This window comes from Virgisporangium aurantiacum, assembly GCF_016863635.1.
Taxonomy (GTDB): domain Bacteria; phylum Actinomycetota; class Actinomycetes; order Mycobacteriales; family Micromonosporaceae; genus Virgisporangium; species Virgisporangium aurantiacum.
This window is the reverse complement of sequence record NZ_BOPG01000006.1, coordinates 47,241-58,886: the sequence shown is the minus strand read 5'-3', so window position 1 is coordinate 58,886 and position 11,646 is coordinate 47,241. Positions and strand designations below refer to the sequence as shown.

Sequence of the window (11,646 nt, the reverse complement as noted above, 5' to 3'; positions counted from 1 at the left end):
GAAACATGAGGATCGTCGAACGGGCTGCGCAGCCGTACCGAGGAATCACCCGGCACATCACCATGACCACGTTCCACGAGATCGCCGACCGGTTTCCGGACATCTTCGGCTGGCTCGCGGAGCGCGGCGTGGAGTGGGTCGACGCGCCGTTCTTCCGCTACCACGTCGTCGACATGGACGGGCAGCTGGAGGTCGAAGCGGGTGTTCCGGTACCGCCCAACTCGGCGATCCCGGCCTCCGACGAAGACGTGACGGCCGGCGTGCTCCCCGCCGGCCGCTACGTCGTCACCACGCACGTCGGCCATCCGCAGGAGCTCGTCGCCGTCACCCAACGGCTTCTCGACTGGGCCGAGGAACACGGCGAATCGTTCGACCAGGACGGCGACCACTGGGCGGCGCGGCTGGAGTTCTACCGCACCGACCCGGCCGTCGAGCCCGACATGAACAAGTGGGAGGTCGAACTCGCGTTCAAGCTGGCGGACTGATCGACACCACGGCCACCACCAGGTCGGTCACCGGGTCGAGCAGTTCGGTGAACGGCCGGGCCTCGGCCGCGTGCAGCGTCAATTCGTTGATGCCGCCGACGATCGCGAGCGCCAGCACCGGCGAGAGCGACCGTCCGCTCGCGGCGACCAGTTCGCACAGCAGGCTGGCGAAGCGCTGCTGGGTGCCGGCCCGCAACCGGTACGCCTCGGCGCCCGCCGCCTGCACCTCGATCAGCAACGACCGGTTGACCGCCGGCAGCTCCTCCAGCGCGCCCAGGTACGCCGCCGTGACGTGCCGGACCTGTTCCTGCCATGGCCGGTCGGACGGGACCGAAACTTCCCGCAGCACGTCCATCAGCCGACCGGAGATGTGCTCGTAGCCGGCGAGGAGGCAGGCCTCCTTGTCGGCGAAGTGCTCGTAGAACGTCCGCTTCGACACGCGGGCGTGGCGGACGATGTCGGCGATCGTCGTCGCGGCGTATCCCTTCTCGGCCGCCGCCGAGGCCAGCGCGCCGACGAGCCGTAGCCGCGGCGGCTGGATCACCTGCGTCATTTCCGCCCCTCCCGAAGTGGTGGTACCCGATGGTACCGTCATCTGGTGGCCGAGCATCTGCGCGTCGCGATTATCGGTGCCGGATTCGGCGGACTGGGCGCCGCCATCCGGCTCAAGAGAGATGGTGTCACCGATGTCGCGGTGCTCGAACGCGCCGACGACCTGGGCGGAACCTGGCGCGACAACTCGTACCCGGGCTGCGCGTGCGACGTCCCCTCGCATCTGTACTCGTACTCGTTCGCGCTCAACCCGAACTGGTCGCGCAGCTACTCGCCGCAGGCCGAGATCTGGGCGTACCTGCGCCGGGTCGCCGAGGCCGAAGGCGTCGCAGACCGGATCCGGTACGGCGTCGACGTCACCGCCGCCGCCTGGAACGAAAGCACCAGACGGTGGGACATCGCCACGAGCACCGGCCCGCTCCACGCCGACGTGCTCGTGTCGGCCACCGGTCCGCTGTGCGAGCCGGCGATACCGAAGCTGCCCGGCCTGGAGTCTTTCGCCGGCACCGCATTCCACTCCGCCCGCTGGCGGCACGACCACGACCTCACCGGCCGGCGGGTCGCCGTGATCGGCACCGGCGCGTCGGCGGCGCAGTTCGTCCCCGAGATCGTGAAGCGCGTCGAGAGCCTCGACCTGTACCAGCGGACGCCGCCGTGGATCCTGCCGCGCGGTGACCGCGCGCTCGGCGAGCGGGCCCGCCGCCTGTACGGTTCGGTGCCCGGCCTCCAACGGGCCGCCCGCACCGGCATCTACGCGATGCGCGAGGCGTTCTTCTACAACTTCCGCGCCGCGAAGCGCGGCCGCCTCGCCGAGAAGGTGGCGCTGCGCTTCCTCCGCAGCCAGGTGCGCGATCCGGAGTTGCGGGCCAAGCTCACCCCCGACTACGCGGTGGGCTGCAAGCGCATCATCGTCAGCGACGACTACCTGCGGTCGTTGACCAACCCGGCCGTTTCCGTTGTGACGCAAGGAATCCAGGAGATCCGGCCGGATTCGGTGGTCGCGGCCGACGGCACGGTCCGTGCCGTCGACACGATCATTCTGGGGACGGGCTTCCGCGTCACCGACATGCCGATCGCCGAAAAGCTGGTGGGACGCGACGGGCGCAGCCTGGCCGAGGTGTGGCAGGGCAGTCCACAGGCCCACCTGGGCACCACGGTCAGCGGGTTCCCCAACCTGTTCCTCATCCTGGGCCCGAACACCGGGCTCGGCCACAACTCCGTCGTCATCATGATCGAGGCGCAGCTCGGGTACCTGTCGCGGGCGCTCGCGCACATGCGGCGCACGGGAGCGTCGGCGATCGAGCCGCTGCCGTCGGCACAGCGGGCCTGGCTCGACGAGGTCGACCGCAAGATGGCCGGCAGCGTCTGGACGGCCGGCGGCTGCCAGAGCTGGTACCTCGACCCGACCGGCCGCAACTCCACGTTGTGGCCCGGCACCACGCTGGCGTTCCGCCGGCGCCTGTCCCGGTTCCGTCCGAGCGAGTACGAGGCGCTGATATGAGTCCTCTCAAGAACCGAACGGTGCTGATCACCGGTGCGGCGCGCGGGATCGGTGCGGCGTTGGCCCGCCGGGTGGCGGCGACCGGTGCGCGGTTGTCGCTGGTCGGCCTGGAACCGGACCTGTTGAAGACCCTGGTGGACGAGCTCGGCGCCGACCGGCACGCCTGGTTCGAGTGCGACGTCACCGATCAGGCCGCGGTCGACGCCGCGGTCGCCGGCACCGTCGACCGGTTCGGACGCATCGACGCGGTGGTGGCCAACGCCGGGGTGGCGAACCGCGGCACGGTCGCGACCAACCCGCCCGACGACGTCGCCCGCACCATCGAGGTGAACCTGGTCGGCGCCGTTCGTACGGTCGGCGCCGCGCTGCCGCACCTGGTGGAGACCCGCGGCTACTGCCTGCTGGTGGCGTCGGCGGCGGCGTTCGCGTCGATGCCCGGGATGGCCGCGTACGGCGCGTCGAAGGCCGGGCTCGAACGGTTCGGCGACACGCTGCGGCTCGAGGTGGCGCACAAGGGCGTCGCGGTGGGCGTCGCGTACATGACCTGGATCGACACCGACCTGGTCCGCGACACCCGGGAAGACCTGGCATCGTTCGAGACCAACCTCAAGCGGATGCGCGGCCCGCTGGGCACGGTGGTACCGGTCGAGGACTGCGCGGAGGCGTTCCTGCACGGCCTCGAACACCGCAGCCGCGAGATCTACGTGCCCGGTTCGGTCCGCTGGCTCCGGCGCGCCCGCGGCCTGATGACCGGCCCGATGGGCTTCCGCCTGATGCGCGGCGACGCCGCCCGCAGCGTGCCCGCGCTGGAGGAGAACGTGCGGCGGCTGGGCCGCAGCTTCGGCCGCAACAGCGTCTAGCCGAGCAGTTCCTCGACGGACGCGACCGTCACGAACCCCTTCGCGGCGGCGGCCAGCCGCTCGTCGAGCGTGACCAGCGCGTCGGCCTGAAGCTCGGTGACCGCGATGTACTCGGCGTCGTAGGTGTCGTCCCACCCGAGCTTGTCGGCGATCCGCCACGCGGTGCTCAGCGAGACCCGGTCGCCGAGCAGCCTGATCTTGAGTGCGCGCAGGTAGTTCAGCCGGCGGTCGGCGTCTTTGCGGGTCAACTCCCCGCGTCGCACGGCCCGGTAGAGCAGCGCCAGCACGTGCGACTTCAACAGCGTGGGCGCCACCAGCTTGTGCTCGGCGGGAATCTCGGCGTTGTCGGCGGCGAGCCGCAACGCCACATCGGGGCCGATCACGTACCGCGTCATGCCCCGAGCATGCCATCCTCCTACGACGAGGGCGTCGGGGTGGCCGACGGCCCGCCCGACGGGCGGAGCGGGGCGCACGTGGCCACCGCCGCGGCGACCTTGGGATCGGACGTGTCCAGGTTGTTGACGCCGCCCGTCACCGTGACGCCGTGCTCGGTCAGGCAGTTGCGGTACGCCGCCTGCGCGCCGTTGTCACCGCCGCGGTTGCCGCCGCCGGGGACACCGCTGCCCGGGGCGCCGCTGCCCCTAAGGCCCTCGCACGCCTTCTGGGCCTTCTCCCACGTGGCCTGGTCCACGCCGTTCGGCGCCTGGGTGCCGAAACCGCCGCCGCCGGGGCCACCGAACCCGCCGCCGGGCCGGCCGGATGGGCCGCCACTCGGCCGGCCCGACGGGGGCGCGCCGTCCGATCCGCCGTTCTGGCCGGACGGACGGCCGCTCGGGAAGCCACCCGCGCGTCCGGACGGGAGGGTCACCCCGTTGGCCCGCAGGCACGAGGCGTAGTCGGTGGCCGCGGGGGTGGCGCCGTCCGGGCCGTCGTCACCCCCGCCGCAGGCCGCGAGGGCGGCCGCAGTGGCAAGACCGACGAACCCGACCATGACGCGCATCGACAATCGCACCCGCTCATGCAAGCGGCGCGACCTCGACGCCAAGTCGGACGGACCTCGTAGTTCCCTCAAAGCGCACGCTTTGAGGTGGCTCCCAGGTTGGCCCGAGCGAATAAGGAGGCTGGGCCGCGAGACTCTGCCCTCATGCGGAGGAGGCTGTGGTGGGTCGGCGGCGCGGTGGTCGTTGTGGTCGCGTCGGTCGCGGTCTTCGCGCTGACCCGACCGGACGGACGCGCAACCGCCGGCACCGGAACCGCGAAAGTGCAACGGGGGACCGTGACCAGCACGGTCTCGGCGGCCGGCACGGTTGCCGCCCTGCAGTCCCGCAGCCTGGGTTTCGCGACGTCCGGGACGCTCACCGAGGTCAACGTGCGGGTGGGTGACACGGTGCAGGCCGGCGCGGTGCTGGCGAAGATCGACCCCGCCTCGGCGCAGAGCGCGGTGGACTCCGCGCAGGAGAGCGTCGACTCGGCCGAGGACGACGTCGACAACGCCGAGACCGAAGCGGCCGCCGCGACGAAGGCAGCTACCCCGAGCGCCTCCGCCAGCCGTGCCGGCGGAGCTGGCGGAACGACCGGTGGCACGAGCACCACCCAGCGCACCCAGGGCACCGACGCCCTCATGTCGGCCCAGCAACGCCTGAACAACGCGAAACTCGCGCTCCGCCAGGCCCAGGCGAAGCTCGCCGGAACCGTCATCACGGCGCCGGTCGCCGGGCGGGTGCTGTCGATCAGCGGCGCCGTCGGCAGCCAGGCCCAGTCGGGGGTGGTGACGCTCGCGGGGACGGCCGACGTGGCCGTCAAGGCGCAGTTCACCGAGGCGGAGGTGGCCGCCCTCGCGGCCGGCCAGACCGCGACGATCACCCTGCCCGACCGCGACGATGCAGAGTTGGCCGGCAAGGTCACCCAGATCGACCCGGCCGGCACGGTGTCGAACCGGCTGGTGCGGTACGCGGCGGTGATCACCTTTGACCAGGCTCCGGACGCGTTGCTCTACGGGCAGAGCGCCAACGTCGTGGTCACCACGGAATCGGCCGACGGCGTGCTGTACGTGCCGTCGATCGCGGTTGTGGACGGCACGGTGACCGTGAAGGTCAACGGGCGGACCGAGAAGCGGACGGTCGAGGTGGGCCTGCGTGGCGACGTCTCGACCGAGATCCGTTCCGGTCTCAACGAGGGTGACGAGGTTCTGGTCAGCGGCGGGTGATTCCATGGAGAGTATGCAGGTGAGCGACAATCCGGCACGGGTGCTCGTCGTCGACGACGAGGCGAGCATCCGGGCGCTGTTGTCGGCGACGTTGCGGCTGACCGGCTTCGAGGTGCGGGTGGCCAGTGGTGGGCAGGAGGCGCTGTCGGCGGCGGCCGAGTTCGCGCCCGACCTCGTGGTGCTCGACGTGATGATGCCCGACCTCGACGGGTTCGCGGTCGCGCAGGGGCTGCGCGCGTCGGGGCAGCCGGTGCCGGTGTTGTTCCTGACCGCGCGCGACTCGGTGGAGGACCGCATCTCCGGCCTCACCGTGGGCGCCGACGACTACGTGGCCAAGCCGTTCAGCCTCGAAGAGGTGGTGCTGCGCATCCGCGCGATCCTGCGGCGCAGCCGGGGCGAGACCCAGCCGGCCGACAGCGCGGTGCTGCGCTACGCCGACCTGGAGATGGACGAGGACGCGCACGAGGTGCGCCGCGGCGGCCGCCGGATCGACCTGTCGCCCACCGAGTTCAACCTGCTCCGGTACCTGCTCACCAACGCGGGCAAGGTGGTCAGCAAGGCGCAGATCCTCGACCGCGTGTGGAACTACGACTTCGGCGGCGACGGTCGCATCGTCGAGTCGTACGTGTACTACCTGCGTCGCAAGATTGACACCGTGGAACCGCCGCTGATCCACACGATCCGCGGGGTCGGGTACGCGCTGCGGGCGCCCCGCGAAGCCGGATGAGGGTCCGGCCGTGGCGCCAGTGGACGGTCCGCTCGCGGATCGCCGTGTCGGTGGCGCTGCTGGCGGCCGTCGCGCTGATCGCGGTCGACGTGGGTGGTGTGCTGCTGCTGCGGTCGTACTCGGTGCAGCGGATCGACGAGCTGCTCGAACGGCCGTCCCGGGGCCCGGGCCCGGGGCCGTCGCGGTACGAGGAGTCCAGCAAGCCGCCGGTCTTCGTGCCCGACTTCCGGGTGTACCGGTACGACGAGGCGGGCGTCCTGCAGAGCCCCACCGGCGAGACGCCCGACCCCGACCCGGGCGGGCTCGCCGAACTGGAGCGCCGGGCCGACAGCGGCAAGCCGTACTACCTGGAGAGTTCCACCGGCACGTGGCGGGTCCGCGTCGACCGGATCCCCAACGGGCGCGGGTTCGCGGTCAACGCGGTGTCGCTGTCCGAGCTGGAGAAGACGCAGGACACGCTGGTCATCATCAACATCGTCGTGGCGATGCTGGCCCTGCTGTTCCTCGCGGTCGCGTCGGCCACCGTGGTCCGCGTCGGGCTGCGCCCCTTGACGCGCATGGAAGAGACGGCGGCCCGCATCGCCGGTGGCGACCTGTCCCAACGCGTCGCCGACGCCGATCCGCACACCGAGTCGGGCCGGTTGGGGTTGGCGCTCAACGCGATGCTGCATCGTATCGAGGAGGCCGCCGGCGCCCGGGCCGACTCCGAACGGCGGCTGCGCCAGTTCCTCGCCGACGCGGCACACGAGTTGCGGACGCCGCTCACGTCGATCCAGGGCTTCGCCGAGTTGTACCGGCGCGGCGGCGCGCCACCGGGTCCGGCCCTGGACGAGGCGATGGAGACCATCGAGAACGAGGTCGGCCGGATGCGGCTGCTCGTCAACGACCTCTTCACGCTGGCCCGCCTCGACGAGGAGCGGCCGCTGGCCGACGGCCGCGTCGACCTGCTCGCCGTCGCGGCGGAGGCGGTGCGGGACGCGCACGTGCGGGTGCCCGAGCGGTTCGTGCGGCTGGCCGCGCTCGACGACGGGCAGGACACGTTCGAGCCGGTGACGGTGCCGGGTGACGAGGCACGCATCCGCCAGGTGGTGGCGAACCTGCTGAGCAACGCGCTCCAGCACACGTCGGACGACGTGCGGGTGGTGGTGCGCGTCGGGCGTCCCCCCGCGCTGGAGAAGGGGCGACCACCGACCACCGTGATCGGCGACGCGTTGCCCTTCAACAGCCCCATCGCCGCGGTCGAGGTGTGCGACGCCGGCCCGGGGATGGCCGAGGCGGACGCGGCGCGCGTGTTCGAGCGGCTGTACCGGGCCGATGCCAGCCGGTCGCGGCGGCACGGCGGTGCCGGGTTGGGGCTGGCGATCGTGGCCGCGATCGTGCAGGCGCACCACGGGCGGATCGAGCTGTGGACGTCGCCGGGAAAGGGCGCGCGGTTCCGCGTCCAATTGCCCGCGGAACCCCCGGAACCCCCGGACGGGCAGTAACCCGCGTATTCCGAGGTTTCTCCGAGGAAGCGCCGGGGTTGTTTCGAGGCCCGGCCGCGACGATCCTCACCATGCGTGTGTGGCTGGATAGCCTGCGGCGGCCGACCGTGCTCGTCAACGTGGTGCTGGCCCTGGTGGCGGTGGGTGGGGCCCTCTGGGCCGTGCAGACCGTGCGGGGGCCGGCGACGGCCGAGGCCGGCACCGGGAGTGCGCAGCAGCGGGTGATTCCGGTGACGCAGGGCGACGTGACCGCGTCGGTGTCGGCGAGCGGGAACGTGCAGAGCGCGTCGACCGCAACGGCCAACTTCGTCACCAGCGGCACGGTCACCGAGATCGCGGTGAAGGTCGGCGACGTCGTGACGAAGGGCCAGGTGCTGGCGAAGGTCGACACGACGCTCGTGCAGGCGCAGCTCGACACCGCCCGGGCCAACCGCACGGCGGCCGGCGCGAACTACACGCGGGTCAAGAACGCCGGTGGCGACGCTGCCTCGCTGGCGTCGGCGTCGGCGTCGGTGAGCAGCGCCGACGCGGCGGTGGTGAGCGCGCAGGCGGCGGTCGACGGGACCGTGCTGACGGCACCGATCGCGGGGACGGTGACCGCGGTCAACGGCGCGATCGGCTCTTCTTCCGGAGGCTCTTCTTCCGGTTCCGGCTCGGGTTCCGGATCCGGCACCGGCGCCACCGGTAGTACCACCAGTTCCGGCTTCATCACGTTGGCCGACCTCAACAGCCTGCAGGTGTCGGCGAACTTCGCCGAGGCCGACGCCACCCGGCTGAAGGTCGGCCAGGCGGCCACGATCACGTGGAGCGCGCTGAGCGGCACCCGGGCCACCGGCACCGTGGCGACCGTCGCGCCGACCGCCACGACGCAGAACAACGTCAACTCGTACGCGGTGGTGGTGTCGATCGCCACGCCGCCGGCGGGGGTGCGGCTGGGCCAGAGCACCAGCGTGCAGGTGACGGTCGCGTCGGCGTCGAACGCGATCCGGGTGTCGACGCTCGCCCTGCGCGGAACCGGAACCCAGCGCACGGTCGACGTGATGGTCAACGGTGCCGTCGAGACCCGCACGGTGGAGATCGGCGTGGAGGGCAACCAGTTCGCCGAGGTGAAGTCCGGGCTCGCCGTCGGTGATCAGGTCGTGGTGACGATGCAGTCGGGCAGCACCACCACGAACCAGCAGAACGGCCTCTTCGGTGGCGGCGGCGGCCTTCCGGCCGGCGGCGGGGCCGGTCCGGCCGGCGGCGGCGGCGGACGGGGCGGCAACTGATGATCGTGCTCGACAAGCCGGTGACGCACCGGGCGGTGCTCGACGTCGGCGACGTCCGGAAGACGTACGGCGCCGGCGAGACGGCGGTGCACGCGCTGCGCGGCGTCTCGTTGACCGTCGGCCGCGGCGACTACGTCGCCATCATGGGTTCGTCGGGATCCGGCAAGTCGACGCTGATGAACATCCTCGGCTGCCTCGACGTCCCGTCGTCCGGCACGTACCGGCTCGACGGCGTCGACGTGAGCCGGCTCAGCGACCGTCAGCTGGCCCTGGTCCGCAACCGGCGGATCGGGTTCGTGTTCCAGTCGTTCAACCTGATACCGCGGATGACCGCACTGTCCAATGTGGAGCTTCCGCTCGCCTACGCCGGTGTTCGCCCGGCCGAACGGCGCCGGCGGGCCCGGGCGGCGCTGGCGATGGTGGGCCTCGACGACCGGGGCGGCCACGAGCCGAACCAGCTCTCCGGCGGCCAGCAGCAACGGGTCGCGGTGGCCCGGGCGCTGGTGACGGCGCCGGCGCTGGTGCTGGCCGACGAGCCCACCGGCAACCTCGACACGCAGTCCACCTCGGACGTTCTCGGCGTGCTCGACCGGCTCAACCGGTCGGGCCGCACCATCGTGCTGATCACCCATGAGATCGACGTCGCCCAGCACGCCCGCCGGCTGATCCGGTTGGTCGACGGCCAGATCGTCGAGGACGTGAGGACCCGGTGACGCTCGTCGAAACGGTCCGCTTCGCATTGCGCGGCATCACCGCGAACAAGCTGCGCTCCGGGCTGACCGTGCTCGGCATCCTCATCGGCGTGGCGGCGGTCATCTTGCTGGTGGCGGTCGGAAACGGCTCGGCGAAACAGATCCAGGACTCGATCGAGCGGTTGGGCACGAACACGCTCACGGTCACCGGCGGCGCCGGCGGCGGCCTGCGCGGCGGCGGCGCGTCCACCACGAGCACCGCCCTGACGATGGACCTGGTGCCCGCCCTCCAGGACAGGACGCTGGCGCCACACGTGAAGACCGTCTCCCCGGTGGTGACCGGCTCGCAGAGCGCCACCTACGACGGCACCGACCACACCGTGCCCCAGTTCATCGGCACGTACCCGACGTACGTGTCGGCGTCGAACTACACGGTGGCGCGCGGCGCGGTGTTCGCTGCCGGTGACACCCGCAAGGTGGTGCTCATCGGGACCACCGTCGCCACGGAGCTGTTCGGGCGGGTCGACCCGCTGGGCAAGCAGATCACGGTGAGCGGCAAGCTGTTCACGGTGATCGGCGTGCTCGCCGAGAAGGGCGGGTCCGGCTTCAACGACCCGAACGACATCGCGATCGCGCCGGTGAACGCGGTGCAGGAGTCGCTGACCGGCTACGGCACGATCAACCAGTTGCTGGTGCAGGCCACCGGCCCCGACGACGTCAACGCGGCGCAGGCCGAGATCACCACGATCCTCAACCAGCAGTTGAAGGTGACCGGAACGTCGTCGACGGCCTACCGCATCCTGAACCAGGCCCAGTTGCTGTCGACCCGCACCGACACCGCGAACACGTTCACGATGCTGCTCGGTGCCGTGGCCGGCATCAGCCTGCTGGTCGGTGGCATCGGAATCACGAACATCATGATGGTGACGGTCACCGAACGGACGCGGGAAATCGGTATCCGCAAGGCGTTGGGCGCGCCGAAGCGCACGGTGCTGACCCAGTTCCTCGTGGAGGCAACGGTTCTCAGCCTCATCGGCGGGCTGCTGGGCGTGCTGGTCGCGGTGATCGGCGCGCAGTTCACGATCGTCAGCATCAAACCGGTGATCGTTCCGAGTTCGGTGGCGCTGGCGCTGGGTGTGTCCGTCGCCATCGGGCTGTTCTTCGGCAGCTACCCGGCCAGCCGGGCGGCGTCCCTTCGACCGATCGAGGCATTGCGATATGAGTGACCCGAAAGCCGACGACACGATCGCGTTCGCGGAGCCGGTCGCCGCGTTGTCCGCGGAGCCGGGCGCCGAACCGTTCGACGAACCCATCGACGACGACCTCGACGAGCGCCTGGCCGCCGCCGCCCCCCGCCGCCTGGCGAACCGCGCGACCTACGCGCTGCTCGCGCTGGTGATCGCGGTCGCCGGCTTCGTCGGCGGCGCGCAGGTACAAAAGCAATACGGGACGCCCGCAGCGGCGTCGACCGGCTCGCCCGCCGGAGCCAACGCCGCCGGCGGCCAGTATCCCGGCGCCGGTCAGTTCCCCGGCGGCGGCGCCGCCCGCGCCAGCGGCGCCCCGGGCGGAGGCACCGGCCAGCAGGGCGGCGGCCGGGCTGGAGCGATCACCGGCACGGTAAAACTCGTCGACGGCAACACGGTGTACATCGAAACCCCCGACGGCCAGACAATCACCGTCAAGACCAGCGACCAGACCACGGTGCTCGCCCCCGGCAAACTCTCCGACCTCACGGCCGGCGCCACCGTGTCGGTCCAGGGCCAGACCACCGACGGCACAGTAACCGCCACCACCGTCACCCGCACCAAGTAACCCGTCGATCTTGCAGTTGTGCTCGCCCATTCGCGGTGCTTTGCCCCGTTCTGGGCCGT

13 protein-coding genes are annotated in these 11,646 nt (G+C 71.5%); 10 read left to right on the top strand and 3 right to left on the bottom strand.

The window, feature by feature from the left end; translation table 11 throughout:
- Positions 1-5 precede the first annotated feature (5 nt).
- The gene (locus tag Vau01_RS04255; RefSeq protein ID WP_203987392.1) at positions 6-485 is read left to right on the top strand and encodes a GyrI-like domain-containing protein; all 480 of its coding nucleotides are present in this window, start codon (positions 6-8) and stop codon (positions 483-485) included.
- On the opposite strand, the gene Vau01_RS04250 is transcribed toward Vau01_RS04255, so the two are convergent.
- Positions 469-1,038 (bottom strand): TetR/AcrR family transcriptional regulator, encoded by a 570-nt coding sequence (locus Vau01_RS04250; RefSeq protein ID WP_203987390.1) that lies wholly within the window; start codon positions 1,036-1,038, stop codon positions 469-471. The two genes, Vau01_RS04255 and Vau01_RS04250, sit on opposite strands and share 17 nt — an antisense overlap.
- Positions 1,039-1,083: 45 nt before the next feature.
- Between Vau01_RS04250 and Vau01_RS04245 the strand changes: the two genes are divergently transcribed.
- Both Vau01_RS04245 and Vau01_RS04240 read left to right on the top strand, forming a co-directional pair.
- A complete protein-coding gene (locus Vau01_RS04245) occupies positions 1,084-2,538 on the top strand; it encodes a flavin-containing monooxygenase (RefSeq protein ID WP_239151293.1) in 1,455 nt (484 codons plus the stop codon).
- A complete protein-coding gene (locus tag Vau01_RS04240; RefSeq protein ID WP_203987388.1) occupies positions 2,535-3,398 on the top strand; it encodes an SDR family oxidoreductase in 864 nt (287 codons plus the stop codon). Before Vau01_RS04245 ends, Vau01_RS04240 begins: the two co-directional genes overlap by 4 nt.
- Here the strand turns inward: Vau01_RS04240 and Vau01_RS04235 are convergent.
- Together Vau01_RS04235 and Vau01_RS04230 are read right to left on the bottom strand one after the other, a co-directional pair.
- Positions 3,395-3,793: a type II toxin-antitoxin system VapC family toxin gene (locus tag Vau01_RS04235; RefSeq protein WP_203987386.1), complete on the bottom strand. Its 399-nt coding sequence runs from the start codon at positions 3,791-3,793 to the stop codon at positions 3,395-3,397. The two genes, Vau01_RS04240 and Vau01_RS04235, sit on opposite strands and share 4 nt — an antisense overlap.
- A gap of 20 nt (positions 3,794-3,813) precedes the next feature.
- Entirely contained in the window at positions 3,814-4,410 is a 597-nt protein-coding gene (locus Vau01_RS04230) for a hypothetical protein (RefSeq protein ID WP_239151292.1), read from the bottom strand.
- 132 nt (positions 4,411-4,542) lie between these two features.
- Here Vau01_RS04230 and Vau01_RS04225 point away from each other — a divergent pair, with 132 nt between their 5' ends.
- From Vau01_RS04225 to Vau01_RS04195, 7 genes are all read left to right on the top strand, one after another.
- Positions 4,543-5,604, top strand: a complete 1,062-nt coding sequence (locus tag Vau01_RS04225) for an efflux RND transporter periplasmic adaptor subunit (RefSeq protein ID WP_203987383.1) — start codon at positions 4,543-4,545, stop codon at positions 5,602-5,604.
- A gap of 13 nt (positions 5,605-5,617) precedes the next feature.
- Complete coding sequence (locus Vau01_RS04220; protein WP_203987757.1) at positions 5,618-6,331, top strand: response regulator transcription factor; 714 nt, start codon at positions 5,618-5,620, stop codon at positions 6,329-6,331.
- Complete coding sequence (locus tag Vau01_RS04215) at positions 6,328-7,815, top strand: sensor histidine kinase (protein ID WP_203987380.1); 1,488 nt, start codon at positions 6,328-6,330, stop codon at positions 7,813-7,815. Before Vau01_RS04220 ends, Vau01_RS04215 begins: the two co-directional genes overlap by 4 nt.
- A gap of 71 nt (positions 7,816-7,886) precedes the next feature.
- Positions 7,887-9,083, top strand: coding sequence for an efflux RND transporter periplasmic adaptor subunit (locus tag Vau01_RS04210; RefSeq protein WP_203987377.1), 1,197 nt, complete (start codon positions 7,887-7,889; stop codon positions 9,081-9,083).
- Positions 9,083-9,796: an ABC transporter ATP-binding protein gene (locus Vau01_RS04205; protein WP_203987374.1), complete on the top strand. Its 714-nt coding sequence runs from the start codon at positions 9,083-9,085 to the stop codon at positions 9,794-9,796. The genes Vau01_RS04210 and Vau01_RS04205 overlap by 1 nt, the downstream gene beginning before the upstream one ends.
- Positions 9,793-11,001 (top strand): ABC transporter permease, encoded by a 1,209-nt coding sequence (locus tag Vau01_RS04200; protein WP_203987372.1) that lies wholly within the window; start codon positions 9,793-9,795, stop codon positions 10,999-11,001. The genes Vau01_RS04205 and Vau01_RS04200 overlap by 4 nt, the downstream gene beginning before the upstream one ends.
- Positions 10,994-11,587: a hypothetical protein gene (locus Vau01_RS04195; RefSeq protein ID WP_239151291.1), complete on the top strand. Its 594-nt coding sequence runs from the start codon at positions 10,994-10,996 to the stop codon at positions 11,585-11,587. Before Vau01_RS04200 ends, Vau01_RS04195 begins: the two co-directional genes overlap by 8 nt.
- The last annotated feature ends 59 nt before the right edge of the window (positions 11,588-11,646 follow it).